Origin of the sequence: Geobacillus thermocatenulatus (assembly GCF_002217655.1) — a bacterium.
GTDB lineage: Bacteria > Bacillota > Bacilli > Bacillales > Anoxybacillaceae > Geobacillus > Geobacillus thermocatenulatus.
Map to the genome: position 1 here is coordinate 1,197,548 of NZ_NEWK01000001.1, position 19,044 is coordinate 1,216,591.

General features: G+C 54.3%; 20 protein-coding genes, 1 pseudogene and 1 riboswitch. Of the genes and pseudogenes, 16 read left to right on the forward strand and 5 right to left on the reverse strand.

The window, feature by feature from the left end:
- Positions 1-116 precede the first annotated feature (116 nt).
- Both B9L19_RS06070 and B9L19_RS06075 read left to right on the forward strand, forming a co-directional pair.
- Entirely contained in the window at positions 117-749 is a 633-nt protein-coding gene (locus B9L19_RS06070) for an MBL fold metallo-hydrolase (RefSeq protein WP_025948946.1), read from the forward strand.
- A 319-nt stretch (positions 750-1,068) separates the two neighbouring features.
- Positions 1,069-2,202: a class I SAM-dependent methyltransferase gene (locus B9L19_RS06075; RefSeq protein ID WP_047752795.1), complete on the forward strand. Its 1,134-nt coding sequence runs from the start codon at positions 1,069-1,071 to the stop codon at positions 2,200-2,202.
- Between the two features lie 83 nt (positions 2,203-2,285).
- On the opposite strand, the gene B9L19_RS06080 is transcribed toward B9L19_RS06075, so the two are convergent.
- Both B9L19_RS06080 and B9L19_RS06085 read right to left on the reverse strand, forming a co-directional pair.
- Entirely contained in the window at positions 2,286-2,528 is a 243-nt protein-coding gene (locus B9L19_RS06080; protein WP_008879854.1) for a DUF2626 family protein, read from the reverse strand.
- Between the two features lie 152 nt (positions 2,529-2,680).
- A complete protein-coding gene (locus B9L19_RS06085) occupies positions 2,681-3,379 on the reverse strand; it encodes a helix-turn-helix transcriptional regulator (RefSeq protein WP_025948948.1) in 699 nt (232 codons plus the stop codon).
- Positions 3,380-3,571: 192 nt separating this feature from the next.
- Here B9L19_RS06085 and comGA point away from each other — a divergent pair, with 192 nt between their 5' ends.
- The 8 genes from comGA (at position 3,572) to B9L19_RS06125 (ending at position 7,998) form a co-directional block, all read left to right on the forward strand.
- Positions 3,572-4,645, forward strand: a complete 1,074-nt coding sequence (comGA, locus tag B9L19_RS06090) for a competence type IV pilus ATPase ComGA (RefSeq protein ID WP_025948949.1) — start codon at positions 3,572-3,574, stop codon at positions 4,643-4,645.
- On the forward strand, positions 4,642-5,670 hold the full coding sequence (gene comGB, locus B9L19_RS06095; RefSeq protein WP_047752793.1) for a competence type IV pilus assembly protein ComGB: 1,029 nt from the start codon (positions 4,642-4,644) through the stop codon (positions 5,668-5,670). Before comGA ends, comGB begins: the two co-directional genes overlap by 4 nt.
- A gap of 179 nt (positions 5,671-5,849) precedes the next feature.
- On the forward strand, positions 5,850-6,146 hold the full coding sequence (gene comGC / locus B9L19_RS06100) for a competence type IV pilus major pilin ComGC (protein ID WP_025948951.1): 297 nt from the start codon (positions 5,850-5,852) through the stop codon (positions 6,144-6,146).
- The gene (gene comGD, locus B9L19_RS06105) at positions 6,136-6,573 is read left to right on the forward strand and encodes a competence type IV pilus minor pilin ComGD (RefSeq protein WP_025948952.1); all 438 of its coding nucleotides are present in this window, start codon (positions 6,136-6,138) and stop codon (positions 6,571-6,573) included. Before comGC ends, comGD begins: the two co-directional genes overlap by 11 nt.
- Positions 6,557-6,883: a type II secretion system protein gene (locus B9L19_RS06110; protein ID WP_025948953.1), complete on the forward strand. Its 327-nt coding sequence runs from the start codon at positions 6,557-6,559 to the stop codon at positions 6,881-6,883. Before comGD ends, B9L19_RS06110 begins: the two co-directional genes overlap by 17 nt.
- On the forward strand, positions 6,862-7,308 hold the full coding sequence (gene comGF / locus B9L19_RS06115) for a competence type IV pilus minor pilin ComGF (RefSeq protein WP_047752796.1): 447 nt from the start codon (positions 6,862-6,864) through the stop codon (positions 7,306-7,308). Before B9L19_RS06110 ends, comGF begins: the two co-directional genes overlap by 22 nt.
- A 75-nt stretch (positions 7,309-7,383) precedes the next feature.
- Positions 7,384-7,773, forward strand: a complete 390-nt coding sequence (gene comGG / locus B9L19_RS06120) for a competence type IV pilus minor pilin ComGG (protein ID WP_025948955.1) — start codon at positions 7,384-7,386, stop codon at positions 7,771-7,773.
- Positions 7,774-7,818: 45 nt separating this feature from the next.
- Positions 7,819-7,998, forward strand: coding sequence for a YqzE family protein (locus tag B9L19_RS06125; protein ID WP_011231910.1), 180 nt, complete (start codon positions 7,819-7,821; stop codon positions 7,996-7,998).
- A gap of 102 nt (positions 7,999-8,100) precedes the next feature.
- Here B9L19_RS06125 and B9L19_RS06130 read toward each other — a convergent pair whose 3' ends face one another.
- Together B9L19_RS06130 and B9L19_RS06135 are read right to left on the reverse strand one after the other, a co-directional pair.
- Complete coding sequence (locus B9L19_RS06130) at positions 8,101-8,895, reverse strand: YqhG family protein (RefSeq protein WP_025948957.1); 795 nt, start codon at positions 8,893-8,895, stop codon at positions 8,101-8,103.
- The gene (locus tag B9L19_RS06135) at positions 8,882-10,546 is read right to left on the reverse strand and encodes a DEAD/DEAH box helicase (RefSeq protein ID WP_025948958.1); all 1,665 of its coding nucleotides are present in this window, start codon (positions 10,544-10,546) and stop codon (positions 8,882-8,884) included. Before B9L19_RS06135 ends, B9L19_RS06130 begins: the two co-directional genes overlap by 14 nt.
- Positions 10,547-10,766: 220 nt before the next feature.
- Positions 10,767-10,855: riboswitch (glycine riboswitch) on the forward strand.
- Between the two features lie 186 nt (positions 10,856-11,041).
- Here B9L19_RS06135 and gcvT point away from each other — a divergent pair.
- The 4 genes from gcvT to B9L19_RS06155 all read left to right on the forward strand — a co-directional run bounded on the left by gcvT (position 11,042) and on the right by B9L19_RS06155 (position 16,484).
- The gene (gcvT, locus tag B9L19_RS06140) at positions 11,042-12,136 is read left to right on the forward strand and encodes a glycine cleavage system aminomethyltransferase GcvT (protein ID WP_047752797.1); all 1,095 of its coding nucleotides are present in this window, start codon (positions 11,042-11,044) and stop codon (positions 12,134-12,136) included.
- A 35-nt stretch (positions 12,137-12,171) separates the two neighbouring features.
- Positions 12,172-13,518 carry an aminomethyl-transferring glycine dehydrogenase subunit GcvPA gene (gene gcvPA, locus B9L19_RS06145; RefSeq protein WP_047752798.1) on the forward strand — a complete coding sequence of 449 codons (1,347 nt, stop codon included), beginning with the start codon at positions 12,172-12,174 and terminating at the stop codon, positions 13,516-13,518.
- Positions 13,511-14,983, forward strand: coding sequence for an aminomethyl-transferring glycine dehydrogenase subunit GcvPB (gene gcvPB, locus B9L19_RS06150; RefSeq protein WP_047752801.1), 1,473 nt, complete (start codon positions 13,511-13,513; stop codon positions 14,981-14,983). The genes gcvPA and gcvPB overlap by 8 nt, the downstream gene beginning before the upstream one ends.
- Positions 14,984-15,296: 313 nt before the next feature.
- Entirely contained in the window at positions 15,297-16,484 is a 1,188-nt protein-coding gene (locus B9L19_RS06155) for an ROK family transcriptional regulator (RefSeq protein WP_047752799.1), read from the forward strand.
- Positions 16,485-16,540: 56 nt separating this feature from the next.
- Here the strand turns inward: B9L19_RS06155 and B9L19_RS06160 are convergent, their stop codons facing one another.
- Positions 16,541-16,915, reverse strand: coding sequence for a rhodanese-like domain-containing protein (locus B9L19_RS06160; RefSeq protein WP_012820561.1), 375 nt, complete (start codon positions 16,913-16,915; stop codon positions 16,541-16,543).
- A 210-nt stretch (positions 16,916-17,125) separates the two neighbouring features.
- Here B9L19_RS06160 and B9L19_RS06165 point away from each other — a divergent pair, with 210 nt between their 5' ends.
- Together B9L19_RS06165 and B9L19_RS06170 are read left to right on the forward strand one after the other, a co-directional pair.
- Positions 17,126-17,962: a lipoate--protein ligase family protein gene (locus B9L19_RS06165; protein WP_025948964.1), complete on the forward strand. Its 837-nt coding sequence runs from the start codon at positions 17,126-17,128 to the stop codon at positions 17,960-17,962.
- A 262-nt stretch (positions 17,963-18,224) separates the two neighbouring features.
- Positions 18,225-19,010: pseudogene (locus B9L19_RS06170) on the forward strand (ribonucleotide reductase N-terminal alpha domain-containing protein); the annotation flags it as partial.
- Between the last annotated feature and the right edge of the window lie 34 nt (positions 19,011-19,044).

Sequence of the window (19,044 nt, forward strand, 5' to 3'; positions counted from 1 at the left end):
TGTAATCTTTTTTCCCCCATTTGTCGAGGTCCCTTTCTCTTTTCTCTTCCATCGCTTGAAAAAAAACAGTAAAATAAAGTTAAATATTGGACATGCCAAGAAAAGGAGGAAATCGTATGGAATGGACGCGCATCCCTGTCGGTCCGATTCAGGCCAACGCTTACTTGTTGTCGTCTGCAGACCGACAATGCCTGATCGTTGACCCCGGCGCGGAAGGCGCGGCGCTTGTCCGACGGATCGAGGAAAAAGGGCTGACCCCGTTGGCGATTTTGCTGACGCATGCGCATTTTGATCATATTGGCGGCATCCCGGACGTGCTTGCCCGCTGGGACATTCCAGTGTATGTGCACGAAAAGGAAAAACAATGGCTGCAAGATCCGGCATTGAATGGCTCGCTTTATTTCGGCGGTTCAGTCGCTGTCCGCTGCGAACCGACATGCCTGAAAGGACCGACGGTGCTGAACATTGGTCCGTTTGTGTTGGATGTCCGCGAAACGCCGGGTCATTCCCCGGGCAGCGTCTCGTATTATTGTAAACAAGCCAATATTGTGTTTTCCGGCGATGCGCTGTTTGCCGGCAGCATCGGACGCACGGATTTGCCAGGCGGCAACCATCAGCAGCTGTTGAAAAGCATTCATGACGAACTGCTTACGCTGCCGGAGGAAACGATCGTTCTTTCAGGCCATGGGCCAGAGACGACGATCGCCGCAGAGATGGATGCAAATCCGTTTTTGCATGGGTTTTCGTAAGAAAAAAAGCCGTCTACGTCGGCTTCACACAAGCAATCCTCTCGGGCAAACGCAGGCGGCTCCCTTGGGCAAGGAAAAGCGCAACGGAAGGCCGCCTGGCGTCGGAACACACAAAAAGCCCTTCTTAGCCGCGCCAAGAAGGGTTTTTGGGGGATGTTCTATCCACAATAATGGGAGGGGATATAGCTAAGCTGCTACTATAACAATATATGATTATTTTCACTATGTCAACAGTAAAAAGTGAACGACTCCCACTTCGCTTTGCTTGAAGCGGGAGCTTCTTTCGGAATAATGATGAAGACGGGGTAGAGAAATGGTGATGGATCGATTGTATGAACAGATTGTCGCAGCGCCGGGCGGGCGGGTGTCGTATGCCGATTACATGCGGATGGCTCTTTACGACGAACGATTCGGCTACTATATGCGGAAGCGGGCGAGAATCGGCAAGGAAGGCGATTTTTTTACGAACAGCTCATTCGCGCCGGTGTTTGGCAAAGCGCTTGCTTCACTTTGGGTTCGGATGGTGGAACAGAGCGGCCTGCCGCCCGCTGTTTGCGAGTGGGGGGGCGGAGACGGAAGATTGGCGCTTTCGATATTGGAAGAATGGAAGAAAAAAAGTCCACATACATACGACCGCTTGTCGTATACGATCATCGACCAAAGCCCGTTCCACCGCCGGCGCCAGCGCGAAACGCTTCAACCCGCAGCCGAGAAGGTGGAGCAATATGACGATGTCTCTCGCTGGCTGGCTGAGCGTGGGCCGTTTTCCGGCATTGTGTTTAGCAATGAGTTTTTTGATGCGTTTCCCGTTCACGTCATTGTAAAGGAAGGCGGCGTTTTGCACGAATGTTTTGTCGCCGCCCGTGATGGCCGGCTCGTTGAAGAAAAGGCGCCGCTTTGCCGCCCGGCTATTGTCCGCTATTTACAAGAGCGCGGATTGGATCTTGCTGAGGGGCAAAGGCTTGAGGTGCCTCTCGCGATGAAGGCGTTTTGGCTCGAGGTTGGGACGCTGTTTCATCAGGCGGTGATGGTGACGATCGACTATGGCTATACGGACGAACAGCTGCGCGCCCCGGCGCGGCGGCATGGAAGCTTGCGTGGATATTTCCGTCATCGGCTTGTTGCCGATCCGCTTCGCCATCCGGGGGAGATGGACTTGACGAGCCATGTACAATGGGATGCGCTTCGCTTGTACGCCCGTCAGGCTGGGTGGGAGGAAGTGGCGTTCATTCGCCAAGATCGGTTTTTGCTCGCAGCCGGCCTTTTGCATGAATGGAACGTTTCAGAAGGCGGCGATTTCTTTTCGCCGGCAAGCCGCCAAAATCGAATGATCCGCGCGCTGATCGCTGACGATGGCGTCAGCCGCTTTTTTGACGTGCTGATCTTGCAGAAAGGGATGAGTCTTGCCGCGCGCGACTTTTGGCCAGCGCCCGAGTTTTTGCCGGCCGATTAACGGCTTCCTTCGCTGATCTGCAATGGAGAAAAGGGATTCCGGTCAAAGCGGCAAAAAAACAGGCAGGAGGTTCTGCCTGTTTTTTATTCGCCCATGCCGGGCACCATCATAAACGTCGTCCAATACGTAAACGCCGCGAAGAAGATCGTCAAATATGCCCCGAAAATGTAAATGTACATTCTTTCGGTCAGCTTTAAAAAGCCGAGGAACAGGAAAAACACCGTTTGCCCAAAGAAGATGAGCGACGTCGTATGCATGTGGCCGAGGTAAAACATGACAGCAAAAATGCCGGTCCAAAAGGCGAGCACGCGGAACATGCGGTCCATTCTATATCCCTCCTTTGTTTGAAACCATTGGTCCTTACTTATTATAATGTACAACGATTGGGAATGTAAATAACGCTTTCGGACAAGGGGCAAGAAATAAAGCCAAGGCCGGCCGTTGCTTTTTTCAGACAAAAAAGAAGGAAGGGACGCTGTCACGGACGAATGACGATGCGGTAGGCGCAGCGACGGCTGTCTTCCATCATATTTTCCGTTTCCGTTACTTCAGCACCGGCAAACAGCGTCTCGACCATTCCTTCCAAAAAGGAATGATGCATACCGCAAACCGTATCAGGTGCTTGCGCGGCGATTTCTTTGAATGGGCAGTTGAAAATATCGAGGTATAGCACTCCTTTTTCTTCATCATAGTGCAATTGCGGCAAACATCCAGCCGCTTCGGCCGCCTCTTCCATTATGGCGATTTTGTCCGCCATGGTGAGCGCGCTCGCTGCGCCGTTATGCGGCAAACGGCTGGCGATAAGCTCACGGCCGAACCGTCTTCCTGTTTCACGCAATGCCTCGCTTCCAATGGGACCGAGTTTGGCCATCGTTTGAATGGCGATGCGGGCGAGGAGTTGATAATCGCGGAACGGAAAATACAGCCCGATCACTTCGTCGGACAGCCGATACAGCCGGCTCGGCCGTCCGCCTTTTCCCGTTTTTTGCGTATCCGATACGACCATGCGAACGTCTTCAAGCTTCGTTAAGTGCAAGCGGGCAACGTTTGGATGGATATGGAATGTTTCTGCGATTTCTTGAACAGAAACTTCGCGATGCACTTTTGCTATATATTCATAAATATGAAATCTTGTCGGGTCAGACAATACGCTTGTGATTTTCAGCGTTTGTTCCATTGGTTTCCCTCCCAAATGAATCATTGATATGGTTATTATAATGAAATCGTCCAAAGCGAGGAATGATTTTTGTCACTTTTTTCAGTGAGTGGACTGACATTCAAAAAAATTTCACAAAAAAGCTGCGCCAAAAGCAGGATAACGACTTATGCTCGTCGAAATAGTAAGCAACCTGTCGAAAGGAGGGAATATGTGCTGAACGAGATCGAACAAACGGCAAACCGCCTTCTCGCCGAAGCGGTGCAGCGCCGCGCCTCGGATCTCCACCTCGTTCCGCGCCGCCGTGATGCCGCCGTTCGTCTTCGGCTCGATGGCATGCTTGTCGACGTTGGCGCTCTTCCGAAAGAAACGGCGGAACGCCTCATCGTCCACTTTAAATTTTTAGCCGGCATGGATATCGGGGAACGACGCCGTCCGCAAAGCGGCGCCATGGAAGTGGCGGAGTTTGGGGAAACGGTGTATTTGCGTTTATCGACATTGCCGACGCTCTACGACGAAAGTCTTGTCATTCGACTTCTGCCGCAGCGCCTCCCACTGCCGCTTCGCGAACTATCCTTATTCTTCCACTCCACCGCACGATTATTTTCCTTCATGCAGCATCCGCAAGGACTCGTGCTGTTGACCGGTCCGACGGGGTCGGGAAAAACGACGACCCTGTACACCCTTCTTGATCTTTGCCAAGCGGAAAGGCAACGCAACATCATCACGCTTGAAGATCCAATCGAAAAACAGAACGAACGACTGTTGCAAGTGCAAATCAATGAAAAAGCAGGCATCACGTACGCCGTTGGGTTAAAAGCGGCGCTGCGCCATGACCCGGATGTGTTGATGGTCGGCGAGATCCGCGATCATGACACGGCGGCCATTGCCGTCCGTTCAGCGTTGAGCGGCCATTTGGTCGTCTCGACGATGCACGCCGCCGATGCAGTCGGCGCCGTCTACCGGCTGCATGAATTCGGCATTCCGCTCGGCGATTTGGCTGAGACGCTGCTTGCCGTCTCTGCCCAGCGGCTTGTCGAGCTTTGCTGCCCGCTGTGCGGCGACGATTGCCATCCATCGTGCGGCCGTCTTGGGCGCCGCCGGCGCACGGCTGTTTATGAGTTGCTTTGCGGTTCAGCCCTGGAGGACGTGATTCATTTTCTCTCCAATGGGAGAGGGAAGCCAAAGCGCTCTTATATGACGCTGGCTCGCTTGATCCGCAAGGGGATTGCGCTTGGCTACCTGCCCGTCCGCATGCTTGAGCTCGTCGGAGGGGGAGAAAGATGAAACGCAAAATGTGGCCGCTCGCTGAACAGGCGTTGTTTTTCACCCGGCTCGGCCGGCTGCTCGAGCGCGGTTATCCTCTTGGGCAAGCGCTTGAGTTTTTGGCCATTCAAGCTCCAACACACCGCCGGCTGGAAATAGAGCGCTGCCTGCAGCAGCTGCGCGCCGGGCTGCCGCTGTTTGCGGCTGTCGAAGCGCTGTCGGTCGACCGCATGGCGGTTAACCTTCTCTTTTTTGCCGAACGGCATGGCGACTTGCCGCGCGGCATGGCAGAGACAGGGGAAGCGCTGGCGCAAAAAGCGCGCTTCCACGAGCAGCTGCGCCGCTTCAGCCGCTATCCGCTGTTCCTTCTTTCTTTGCTCATCATCATGCTCGTCTTGATGGAATGGTGGCTGCTGCCGCAGTTTGAACGGGCGGCGGCAGCGTTTTCTCCACAACACGGGCACACCGCTTGGCTGCTTGCGGTAATCGCCCATGCCCCTATGGCGATGGCGGCCATCGCCGTCTTGGCGGTGTTCTCCGGGCTGTTTTATGCCGCTTGTTTCCGCCGCTGGCCGGTCTCCCGAAAACTTCAATTCGCTTTGCGAATTCCAGGGCTTGCTTCGTTTCTGAGACTGTTTGTCACCTGCCTGACCGCCCGACAGCTCGGGCGCCTGCTGCAGGCCGGATTGTCGGTTTATGATGCGCTCGGCGTGTTCAGCGAGCCGTCGTCGTGGCCGTTTTTGCAAATGGAAGGTCGGCGCCTTCGTGAGGGGCTCTTGCGAGGCACGACGCTCGACGATCTCATTGGGACGGCCCGTTATTATGAACCCGAGCTGGCGCTTGTCATCCGCCACGGCCAGTCGAATGGCGAACTTGGCAAAGAACTTGAACATTACAGCGAGTTTTTGCTGCAGGTGATGGAGCAGCGAATCGAGTCGGTCTTAAAACGCATGCAGCCGCTTTTATTGGCGGTCGTTGGCTCGTTTGTTGTCGGCCTGTATTTGGCGATTTTGCTGCCGATGTTTTCGATGTTGAATGAAATGTGACAAGAATGGGACGGCTCTGTAGGAACAAGATGCTCAATCTTGGTGTGTTGCTCTTTGAGGAAGAGGCGCGCCCCTCGCCTCCTAAGGCTCAATCGACGAACAGATTCGATGGTCAATAGCCTGAACCGGTCATTCGCTAGATTCTATTTCTGAAATTTCGCATATGAGGAGGAGCGATGATGAATCAAAAAGGATTTACATTGATCGAAATGCTGATCGTGATGATGGTGATTTCTGTTCTGCTTCTGATTGCCATTCCGAATATAACCAAGCACAACAGCATGATCAATTCGAAAGGATGCGAGGCGTTTTTGAACACGGTGCAAGCGCAGGTGAAAGCGTATGAGATGGAACACGACAAAATTCCGACGGTGCAGGAATTGCTCGCTGGCCGCTATATCAAGTCGGACAAATGTCCAAACGGTCACGCGATCCAAATCAGCGCGAACGGCGATGTGAGTGAAAGTGGCTCGTAACGACGGGTTTACGCTGCTTGAGATGCTGATTGTTTTCTCGGTGGTGCTCGTGCTTGCCGCGCTGGCTGTTCCAGCGCTTGGCGGCGCTGTGCGCCATCAAGAGGAGATGTATATGCTGGCTGTGCTGCGCGCGGATTTGTATGGCGCGCAGCAGCATGCCATCGCCCGGCGGGTGAATGTAGCGGTTTTTTTTACCGACGGGGGCGCTGGGTACAAGGCGATTGAGGCGGCGAGCGGCCAGCAGGTTGTCGCCCGTTCGCTCCCTTCTCCGTGGCGGTTTCGGCTCGGCACGCTGCGCAATCCGCTCATCTTTACCGACAACGGCAATATTGAACGGGCTGGAACCATTTGGATAGGGGGTGGCCGAATGACGTATAAAGTCACCTTTTTGCTGGGGAAAGGGCGATTTTATGTGCAAAAAATGTAACGGCGGATTTTTGCTTGTTGAAGCATTGTTCGCTTTGGCGCTCCTGTGGACGACAGCGGCCGTTCTTCTCCCGCTGTTGACGCAAATGGCGCAAGAGCGCAACAGCCTCATTCTCGAGGAGAAAGCGCGCCGGCTGTTGGCCATCGCGCTGTATGAGGAGCCGCTTGTCGGAGAAACCACTATTGCCGACGGGCGCACGGTATTTCAGTTGCAAGCGAGCGATGAAGGGGGGCGAATGCGGAAAGTATGCGTGCGTTGGAACGATTACGCCGGTCGCGAGATGGAGCGGTGCGGGTATGGAAAACGGTAGCGGCAAAAGAAAACGGATTTACGATGATCGAAGCGCTGTTGGCGCTGGCGGCTGCGATGGCGGTGGCGGCGGCCGTTCCGGCGGTGTTGTCCGTTCGCTTGCTGGCTCCGGAGCCGGCGGACGCGTTTTCCCGATTGGAATGGCGGCTGTTTGTGCAACAGCTGCAAATCGAGCTGAATGAAACGAAGCAATGGTCGACTGGCGGCCGTGTCCTCTATTTGCAAAAATGGAACGGTAAGACAGTCAGTTTTTCGGTTGTGGCGACAAGGGCGGAACTGATCCGCCAGGTGGACGGCGCTGGCAATGAAACGGTGCTCCGCCATGTGCGTGCTGTTTCGTACCGGGCCGGCGCCCGCGGGATATTTTTGCAAGTGACGGCTGATGACGGAACTGTTTGCGAGGCGTTTGTGGCGCGGGCGTTTTAGCGGGCGGCTTGTGCGGTGAGACCCCCTTGACCGCCGCTTCCCCCTTTTAGACTGGAAAAACGAGGGGAAGGGGAAATGGGTCGACAAGATGGCGTCATGTTTCCGATTGTAGCGGTTGTGTCTTTATTGCTTGTCTTTTCTGTCATGCATGTCTTGCTCCTCTATGAAGCGGAACGACAGGCGGCTTATGAGGCCCGGCAGGCAGCTGAAGCGGATGAGCTTGTGCAGATGGCTGTGTTTGACGTAAAAGAACGCATCGCATCGGCCGATCCGTCGACCGCAGGCGAGTCTGGGGAATGGACTTATCCGCGCGGAATGGCGGCCTACCGGTGGGTGCGGGAAGGTGCAGCGTATGTTCGGGTTTCTTTGTCCATCCGTTCGGCCTCTGGGCTGAGGCGGGACGCCCTGTTTACTGTCACGCTTCCGGCGCTTCATATTGTCGAATGGAGCGAGCAAAACGGTTAAAAGAGGAAAGAAGCGGAAAAACTAAAAGAAAAAAGGGGGGATTTGATGGCGGTCAACGATTATGTCAAGTTTGTCACCCAACAGTTTGTCGCCTACATGGATTTGCCGAAAGAGGAGCGGAGGCAGCGGCGTCAGGTGCGGAAACAAGAGCAGCTTCCTCTTTCATACCGCTTGTTTGGCATGGTGCCGCTTTCGCTTCGCTTGCTGTTTCGGCGCCGCCCGTAGCAGCCGCCCGCCGGCCTAAGCCGGCGGGCGGTTTTCGTGCCGACGGAAGGGAGTTTGTCGGTTTGAACGCTCCGCGCCGGATGGACCCATCCCGGAGTTGATTCACGATGAGCGGGGCAGCAAATAAAACAGTCCGCCGTTGATGACGGAAACGGTGATGCGCGGCTTATACTGCTTTTCCAACGCTTCCTTCTCAATATAATAGCACTCCGGCTTTTCTTCGCAGTCTTTGTAAAATTCATCAAGCAACGCCAAATCGTCGGCCCAGCGTCGGCGCGCCTCATCCGCCCACGCATGGTCGTCGGCGGCGATGCGGCTGCGTATGTATTGCTCGAGACGGCCGATGCCGCTTCTCGGCTTAATGAGCGGAGAGATGGTGAAACAGTAATCAGGGATTTTCGGCGTCAGCCGTCGCTCGCGCATCCGCTCATGAAACGACTCGACGATCGTTCCGCTAATGAGGTGAAGGCCAAGGGAGACGATTTCATCTTTTTTTCGGTCGCATTCGTACGAAATCGTGACGTTCATGCCGAGCCATGGATGGAGGGCGGCGTTGCCGTCCAAAGGCGCGCTTGGCTCTTCATACAGACGGATGAAGCTGCCGCGTTTTTGCGCTGAGCGGAACAGCTGATGCAGTCGCGGAGCGCCGAAATGGAGGCGTTCTCCTTTCAGTTTGTCTGTTCGTTCATTGGCGCGGATGATGAGCGTCAGTTGCATCGGCTGCGGGACGCCGCCCGTCCGTTCGATATAATGCCAGTAAAACGGCCGATTCATCAGCTCTTTGTCCATTTCTGCCGTCAGTTGAACGGTGAGGTAATCGTCGTTCGCCTCAACAAACGTGCAGCCGTTAGCGGCAAAGTAACGCTCGACAAAGCGACGGATTTCATGTTGCTGCATACCGCTCTCCTCCTTCCTTTCCGAGCTGCTCGGCCAGCTCGATCATCGCGACGATGTTCTCCATTTTGACTTTCATCTCTCCTTCGCTCCGTGAATGAACGAAGGCGTCTTCGAAGTAGCGTTCCAGGTTCGCGAGGTTCATTTTCGCCAAAATGTCGTCCAGTTCGCCGACGACTCGTTCGAACAGGCGGATTTTTTCGTACAGAAGCGTTAAAATATGCTCTTCGACCGTCTGTTTGACGGCGAAGTTGTAAATGTAAACGTCATCCGTCTGGCCGAGGCGGTGGACGCGGCCGATCCGCTGCTCAAGGCGCATCGGGTTCCACGGCAAGTCGTAGTTGATCACATAGCGGCAAAACTGCAAGTTGATGCCCTCGCCGCCTGCTTCGGTGGCGATGAACACTTGGGCGTGGTGTTTGAACAGTTCCTGCATCCAGTCTTTTTTGCCGCGCCGGAAGCCGCCGCGAAACGGAACGGACGAGATGCCGTGCTGCTTTAAAAACCATTGCAAGTACAGCTGCGTCGCTCGATATTCGGTGAAAATAATCACTTTGTCATTGATCGAGCGGATGAGCTCGAGCGCCTTTTCCGCCTTTGAGTTCGTGGTGACGGCGTTGATTTTTTCCACTACGCGTTTAAGCGGCTCTGGAACCGCTCCGCCGCATTTATCGATCATGTTTTTGATCGTGAGAAACAGCGCCTCGCGGCTGCTGCACGCCTCGCGAAGAAGCGTGATGAGCGAAAACGAGCCGGCGAACGATTCGCGGCGGAGCGCCTTGACCGCTTCATACATCTCCCGTTCCTCATTCGTAAACTCGATCAGCACCGGTTCAACGTGGCGCTTCGCCCATTCGATCGGCGTATCGGCGCGGCGGTTGCGGATCATCACTTTGTTGACGAGCGCTTTTAAATGGTCGTTCGTCTGTACGGCCCGCGTTTTTCCGTACGTTTTGGCAAACTGTTCCGAGCTGCCTAAATGGCCGGGTTTCAACAGCGAGACGAGGTTGAAAATTTCTTCGATCCGGTTTTGGATCGGCGTCGCGGTCAGGAGCAAACAAAACTTCTTTTTTAAATTTTGCACAAACTCGTAGTTTTTCGTTTTGTTATTTTTCAGTTTGTGCGCCTCGTCGATGATGATCATGTCGTACGACTGCCCGTAGATGATGTCACGGTGCGGCGGTTTTTTCGCCGTGTCGATCGAGGAAACGACGATATCGCACTGCTCCCAGACGTAGCTCTTTTTCTGCTGGACGGCCGGGATGAAAAATTTTTCGTTCAACTCTCTCACCCATTGCGAAACAAGGGAGGCGGGAACGAGAATGAGCGCTTTTTTCACAAGGCCGCGAATCATATATTCTTTTAAGACGAGCCCGGCCTCGATTGTTTTTCCAAGCCCGACTTCATCCGCCAAAATGGCTTTGCCGTTCATCTCTTCGACGACGCGGCGCGCCACTTCAAGCTGGTGCGGAAGAATGGTCAAGTGGGGCAGGTGTTTGGGCGCCTGCAAGCCATGAAATTCCGGGACGCTTACATGATGGGCGGCCTCAAGCGCCAGTTCATACATTTCCCAGCTCGCCCACGGACCGTCTTTTTCGACGCGTTCCAAAAATTCCTCCTTCCATGTTTCATCCATTTCCAGATCAATGTTCATGGTAATCCCCTTTCCTGTGTTGCGAATGTTTATATAGATTACATTTGGTATGTTAAGAAAAACAAGAACATTATTATGACTAATTACCATGAAAGTTCGATTATTTCCTATTGCCCTTTGGCTGCTGTTGATGGTAGTATAAATTTAGAACATTCGCATGACTCGTTGATGAGGGCGTTTGTTAGTATGCCCGATATGGAAACAATTTATTGATGGGCGGATGACGGCAAGGGGAGAGACTACGAAATGTAGCGCCGAAGGAGCAAGCGGAAACGCGAATCTCTCAGGCAAAAAGACTCTTGCTTGACGCAGCTCTGGAGAGCGCCTGCTGAAAGCAGGCCACCCAAGAGGAAACCGATCGGCCCCATGGACCGCGAACGGACGCGCCAAACGGGCCGGCGGGAAACTTTCAGGTGCCAGGACAGAGCCCCCTTACTTGTTGATAGGGGGAAGTCTGTCCTTTTTTGTGTGACGTGGATCAAAGGAGGGAATCAGATGCTAAAGCGCACGCCCCTATTCTCGGTGTACGCCCGTTACGGCGCCAAAACGATTGAATTTGGCGGCTGGGAAATGCCGGTGCAGTTTTCCAGCATAAAGGAAGAACATGAGGCTGTAAGAACGCGCGCCGGGCTGTTTGACGTCTCCCATATGGGGGAAATTGTCGTCCGCGGTCGTGGGAGCCTCGCGTTTTTGCAAAAGCTCATGACCAATGACGTCGCCAAACTGCGGCCCGGCCGGGCGCAATATACGCTCATGTGCTATGAGGACGGCGGCACAGTCGATGATTTGCTCATCTATCAAAAAGGAGAGAATGACTACTTGCTGGTCGTCAACGCGGCCAATACGGAAAAAGACTTCGCTTGGCTAAGCGGGCATGTTGAGGGCGACGTCGAGCTTCAAGATGTATCGTCCGAAACGGCTCAGCTTGCCTTGCAAGGGCCGGCAGCGGAGCGCGTCTTGCAGCGATTGGCGGATTTTGATTTGGCGGCGCTGCGCCCGTTTTCATTCGCTGACGGCGTCGAAGTCTCGGGCGTGAAGGCGCTCGTTTCGCGCACCGGCTATACGGGGGAAGACGGGTTTGAGCTATATTGTAAAGCGGAAGACGCCGCCGCGCTATGGGAGGCGATCCTAGCGGCCGGAGCTCGTGACGGCGTTCTCCCATGCGGACTGGGGGCGCGCGATACGCTCCGCTTTGAAGCATGCCTGCCGCTTTACGGTCAAGAGCTGTCCGACTCGATTTCACCAGTTGAAGCCGGGCTTGGTTTTGCCGTCAAAGCGGAAAAAGAGCCGCCTTTTATCGGCCAAGCTGTATTGAAACGGCAAAAAGAGGAAGGGCCGCCGCGCCGGCTCGTCGGCATTGAAATGATCGACAGAGGCATTCCGCGCCACGGATACCTTGTATTTGCCGACGGCGAAGAGGTCGGGTTCGTCACGACCGGCACGCAGTCGCCGACGCTGAAGAAAAACATCGGCTTGGCCTTGGTGAAAGCGGATGTGGCCGCCATCGGCCGGGAAGTGGAGGTGGACATCCGCGGCAAGCGGCTGAAAGCGAACATCGTGCCGATTCCGTTTTACAGGCGGGCCAAGTGACGATTTCAAAGCGACAAGGAAAGGGGAAAAACGCAGTGCTCCATCGTTATTTGCCGATGACGGAAGAAGACAAACAGGAGATGTTGAAGACGATCGGCGTCGCCTCGATTGACGACTTGTTTGCCGATATTCCAGAACAAGTCCGCTTCCGCGGCGAGCTGAAGGTGAAACCGGCCAAATCCGAGCCGGAGCTGTGGAAAGAGCTTGCGGCCTTAGCGAAAAAAAACGCCAGCGTAAAACAATACGTTTCCTTTTTAGGAGCCGGGGTGTACGACCATTATATTCCAGTCGTCGTCGACCATGTCCTGTCGCGCTCTGAATTTTATACGGCCTATACGCCGTATCAACCGGAAATTTCCCAAGGCGAGCTGCAGGCGATTTTTGAGTTTCAAACGATGGTGTGCGAGCTGACCGGCATGGATGTCGCCAACTCGTCGATGTACGACGGCGGCACGGCGCTTGCCGAAGCAGTGCTTCTTAGCGCCGCGCATACGAAGCGGAAGAAAGTGCTCATCTCGACCGCCGTTCATCCGCAATATCGGGAAGTTGTGCGCACGTACGCCAAAGGACAGAAGCTCGAAGTGAAAGAAATTCCGTATGACGGCGGCATCACCGATCTTAAGGCGCTTGAAGCGGAAATGGGGGATGATGTGGCGTGCGTTGTCGTCCAATACCCGAACTTTTTTGGCCAAATCGAGCTGCTGAACGCGATCGCGCCGCTTGCGCATGAAAAGAAAAGCTTGTTTGTCGTCGCCAGCAATCCATTGGCGCTTGGTGTGTTGACTCCACCCGGAGCGTTTGGCGCCGACATTGTGGTCGGCGACATGCAGCCATTTGGCATTCCGACGCAATTTGGCGGCCCGCATTGCGGCTATTTCGCTGTCAAAGCGCCGCTCATGCGCAAAATTCCAGGCCGTCTTGTCGGGCAGACGACCGATGAGGACGGGCGCCGCGGATTTGTCTTGACGCTTCAAGCGCGCGAACAGCACATCCGCCGCGATAAGGCGACATCCAACATTTGCTCCAATCAAGCGTTAAACGCCTTGGCCGCTTCCGTTGCGCTGTCGGCGCTTGGCAAGCGGGGCGTGAAAGAAATGGCGGCGATGAATATTCAAAAAGCGCATTATGCGAAGGTGGAACTTGAAAAACGCGGACTGTCGTCGCCGTTTGCCGGTCCGTTTTTCAACGAGTTCGTCATCCGGCTTGGACGGCCGGTTTCTGAGGTGAACGATCGCCTGCTCGAAAAAGGAATCATCGGCGGCTATGACCTTGGGGCTGACTATCCGGAGCTTGCCGGTCATATGCTTGTTGCTGTCACCGAACTGCGGACAAAAGAAGAAATCGATCGGTTTGTCAATGAATTGGGGGATGGCCATGCGTAACGATCAACCGCTTATTTTCGAACGAAGCAAGCCGGGGCGCATCGCCTACAGTCTGCCGGCGCTTGACGTGCCGGCTGTCGATGTCAGCGAGCTCGTGCCGGCCGATTATCTTCGCACTGAAGAGCCGGAGCTCCCGGAAGTGTCGGAGCTTGACTTAATGCGCCATTATACGGCGCTCTCGAAACGAAACCACGGCGTCGATTCTGGGTTTTACCCGCTCGGGTCGTGCACGATGAAATACAATCCGAAAATCAATGAAAACGTCGCCCGCCTCGCTGGATTTGCCCACATTCATCCGCTTCAGCCAGAGAAAACGGTGCAAGGGGCGCTTGAGTTGATGTACGACTTGCAAGAGCATTTAAAAGAAATCACAGGCATGGATGCGGTCACCTTGCAACCGGCGGCCGGCGCCCACGGCGAATGGACGGGGCTGATGATGATCCGCGCTTACCATGAAGCAAACGGCGACTTCAACCGGACGAAAGTGATCGTCCCGGATTCAGCGCACGGCACGAACCCGGCGTCGGCAACGGTCGCGGGTTTTGAGACGGTGACGGTCAAATCGACCGCCGATGGACTTGTCGATTTAGAGGACTTAAAGCGCGTCGTCGGTCCGGATACAGCGGCGCTTATGCTCACGAATCCGAACACACTCGGGCTGTTTGAAGAGCATATTGTCGAAATGGCCGAAATCGTCCACAAAGCCGGCGGCAAGCTGTACTATGACGGCGCGAATTTAAACGCGATTCTTGGCAAGGCGCGCCCGGGGGACATGGGCTTTGACGTTGTTCATTTGAACTTGCATAAAACATTCACCGGCCCGCATGGCGGCGGAGGCCCAGGCTCGGGCCCGGTCGGGGTGAAAGCCGACCTCGTTCCGTTTTTGCCGAAGCCGGTCATCGAAAAAGGGGAAAACGGTTATTACCTTGATGATGACCGTCCGCAATCGATCGGCCGCGTCAAGCCGTTTTACGGCAATTTCGGCATCAACGTCCGGGCGTACACGTACATCCGCTCGATGGGGCCGGACGGCTTAAAAGCGGTGAGCGAATATGCGGTGTTAAACGCCAACTATATGATGCGTCGGCTTGCTGAGTATTACGATTTGCCGTATGACCGCCATTGCAAGCACGAGTTCGTTCTCTCTGGCCGCCGGCAAAAGAAACTCGGTGTCAGAACGCTCGACATCGCCAAGCGACTGCTTGATTTCGGGTTTCATCCGCCGACGATTTACTTCCCGCTCATCGTTGAAGAATGCATGATGATCGAGCCGACGGAGACGGAGTCGAAAGAGACGCTCGACGCGTTTATTGACGCCATGATCCAAATCGCCAAAGAGGCGGAGGAAAATCCGGAAATCGTTCAAGAAGCGCCGCATACGACCGTTGTGAAGCGACTTGATGAAACGACCGCGGCGCGCAAGCCGATTTTGCGCTATCAAAAACCAACACATCGCGACAACTGATGTTTGAGCATTGATGAGCGCTCGCTCCCTAACGGAGCGGGCCGTTTCTTTGTACGACGGATGAGTCATTGACAGAAATGTCGAATTAGTTTATTATATAAACTAAGATCAAGAAAGAAAAAGCATGTGTCCATATGGAGAAGTTAGCCTTAACAGTCGGTGCACGGGCGCCCGACGGCTTGGGCGAAAAAGCTGATGGTCAAGAGTCGAACACGGCAGGAATCGACGGATGCAGCAACCGCCATAATAGCGAGGCGCCCCTGCCCTTTCGCAAGACACATTCGATCAATCAAATGAAAAGGATGACAGAGACGTGCGGACAGGAAACATTTCTCTTGTAAAAAAAATGAATAAACAGCTCGTCTTAAAATTGATTCGCGACCAGCATCCGATTTCGCGCGCCGATATCGCCAAGACAACCGGATTGAACAAGGCCACTGTCTCCGCGCTTGTAGACGAACTGATCGCCGAGCATTTCGTCCATGAAAGCGGAATCGGCGAGTCAACCGGCGGGCGCCGGCCGCTCATGCTTCGCTTCAACGCCGACGCCGGCTCGCTTATCGGCGTTGAGCTGGGGGTGAACTATTTGTATGCCGTGTTGACCAATTTAAACGCGGACATTCTTTGGGAGCAACGGCGTTCGTTCCGCCCGTCTGAAGGGCAGGAGGCGATCATCGACGAAATGATGGAGCTCATCGAGGCGGCCATCCGCCGAGCGCCGGCGACGCCGTACGGCGTGATGGGAATCGGCATCGGCGTGCCGGGCGTCGTCCATACCGAAAGCGGGACCGTTGTGTTTGCTCCGAACTTGCGCTGGGACGATGTCGCCTTGGCGGCTGTTTTGCGGCAACGGTGGCCTGAGCGTCCTGTCATTGTCGAGAATGAGGCGAAACTGGCGGCGCTTGGAGAAAAGTGGTTCGGCGCCGGCAACGAGTTCGCCCACTTTGTTTACATCAGCGCCGGAATCGGCATTGGCGCCGGCGTCGTTCTTCACCATCAGCTCTATCGGGGTGTCAGCGGCCTAGCTGGTGAAATCGGCCATCATACGATCAATGTCAACGGCATTCGCTGCAGCTGCGGCAACATCGGCTGCTGGGAAATGTATGCGTCGGAAAAATACATTGAACGCCGTTTGGCTGAAGAAGGGCGTTCCGAATGGCTCAACGAACGCTTTTCCATCGCTGCGATGGCGTTGGCAGCAGAAAGCGATGAACAGCTGGCGCGCATTTTGGAGGAAACAGGGCGCTATCTCGGCGTTGGATTGTTGCAGGTGATGTATGCGTACAATCCAGAAGCGGTCATCATCGGCGGCCCGCTTGCCCAAGCGGGTGAATATGTGATCGATCCGGCGCGCCAAGAAGTGAGAAAGCGAATCCTCGTCAAAAAAGAAAGCGAACCGTCCATCATCGTCTCCAAGCTGAAAGAGAAAAGCTGCGCCATCGGCGCGGCTGCTTCGGTGCTTGAGGCGGTCGTCCTGCCGCCGGAATTTGCGGCGGTCTAGCGCATGCGAAAAGAGGCGCCTGCCTGTTTCGGCAGAGCGCCTTTTTGGTTAACGGGCTACGCTTTTTTCTTCACTTTCCCGGTCCATGTTTTAAATCCGCCTTTTAAATGGTACAAGTCGCGGTATCCTTTTCGGTAGAGCATTTGCGCGGCCCGCCCGCTGCGCAGTCCGTTTTGGCAGTACAAATAGATCGGCTGGTCTTTGCGCAATTCTTTCATGCGCACGCGAAGCTGCGTGAGCGGGATGTTGCGCGCCCCTAAAATATGTCCAGCCGCAAACTCATCCGGTTCGCGGACATCAATCAATTGCGCTTTCCGGTAGCCGGCGCGGAATTCTTCTTCCGTCAACGATTTGACAATTCGTCTTTGCCAAATGTAGGTGATCACCGAATAAATGATGATCGCGCCGAGAATAATGAGCAATGCTTCCACCCCATCATGCCTCCCTTCGCTTCGTCTGCTATTTCCTATTATATAAAGTCGCCGCCGGGAAGCAAAGAGATTTTCGCCATGCCATTTTTCTTTCCTTCACCGGCGTTGTTTGCTAAACTAATAAAGGCGGCCAAAAGTGTCCCGCCCCTTGGCGGTGGTCGACAAGCCGCCGCAGCGTTTAGAGTATGGAACAATAGAGAAGGTGGAACGATGGCAAAAGAAGTATGGCGCTTTATCGATTCCGGCTATTGCCCGCCGGCGTTCAATATGGCGCTCGATGAGGCGCTTCTCGATTGGCACAGCGAAGGCAAAATTCCGCCGACGATCCGCTTTTACGGCTGGAATCCGCCGACGTTGTCGATTGGTTATTTTCAAAAAGTGGAGAAAGAAATTGATTTAGAGGCGGTGAAACGGCACGGCCTCGGCTTTGTCCGTCGGCCGACCGGCGGGCGCGGCGTCCTGCACGATAAAGAATTGACATACAGCGTGATCGTCTCCGAGTCGCACCCGGCGATGCCGAAGACGGTGACGGAAGCATACCGCGTCATTTCCCAAGGCATTTTAGAGGGATTTCGTTATCTTGGATTGGATGCGTATTTTGCCGTGCCGAGGACAGAAGAAGAGAAAGCCGATTTGCGTAGCCCGCGTTCGGCTGTTTGTTTTGACGCGCCGTCATGGTACGAACTTGTCGTTGAGGGGCGGAAAATCGCCGGCAGCGCGCAAACGCGGCAAAAAGGCGTCATTTTGCAGCATGGTTCGATTTTGCTCGATTTGGACGAAGACTTGCTGTTCAGCTTGTTTAAATATTCAAACGAGCGGGTGAAAGAGCGTCTGCAGCGCGATTTTAAAAAGAAGGCGGTCGCGATCAACGAGTTGACGAGCCGCACGGTGACGATCGAGGAAGCGAAAGAGGCGTTTTACAAAGGATTTGAAAAAGGATTGAACATCGTATTGGAACCGTACACGCTCACCGCCGAAGAGCGGGCGTACGTCGAAGAGCTGGCGCGGACGAAATACGAAAGCGACGAATGGAACTTCAAGCGCTGAGCAGCGACGCGGTAAATCGTTCGTTTTCCGGTAAAAACAGCGGCACTCCCCCGTTTTTCTCCGCTTTTCGCCTTGTTTTGTTTTTTTTTTTTTTTTTGCTTGACAAAATGAAATCATTTGTTCTCTTTAACAATATATAGTATGATTTTCGTAAAAAATCATACTATATATTGTTTTTTTCTGTTTGATATGGTAAGGTAGAGAAGACAGGACAACTTTGCCAAAAACATGAGAGATTATATAAAAGAGGAGAGATAGGAGAATGACGGTGGCGTCGTCCGAAAAAATGAAAATCAATATTGACAAGCTGAACGAGGATATTCGCCTATTTCCGCAAGTGCATCCGATTACGCCGGATATGCACATCACCCATAAAGGCGTATCCCGTTTGGTCATGCTTGACCGTTATTCGTTTAAGGATACGGAAAAGCTGACGCTCACACCGGGCGATTTCGTTGTGTTGACGATCAAGGAGGATCCGAAATTCCCGGCACGAGGGCTCGGGTTTATCGTCGACATCGATTGGGAGGCGAAAAAGGCGCGCGTCCAGGTGGAGGATGAGTACCGGCACGTGCTCGAAGGGGAAGAGGCAAAGACCGGCATTGTCGTTCGGTCGCTTGACATTATCGACAAGCCGCTCGAGATTTTCTATGAGCAAATCGCCAAGCGCAATGCGACCGGGCTGGCGGCGGTGGAAAAGACGGAAGAAAAGCGGAAAGAGTGGTTCGAAAAGTTTTATCAAGAGCTCGCCAGCTTGAATTTTGTTCCGGCCGGCCGCGTGTTGTACGGGGCGGGTTCAGGCAAGGAAGTGACGTATTTCAACTGCTATGTGATGCCGTTTGTGAAAGACTCGCGCGAAGGCATTTCCGAACATCGGAAGCAGGTGATGGAAATTATGAGCCGCGGCGGCGGCGTTGGGACGAACGGCTCGACATTGCGGCCGCGCCATACGCTTGCGCGCGGGGTGAACGGCAAATCGTCCGGGTCGGTCTCATGGCTTGACGACATTGCGAAGCTGACCCACCTTGTTGAGCAAGGTGGCTCCCGTTAATAAGGCGCCAGACGGCGGGAGTAAAATCTCG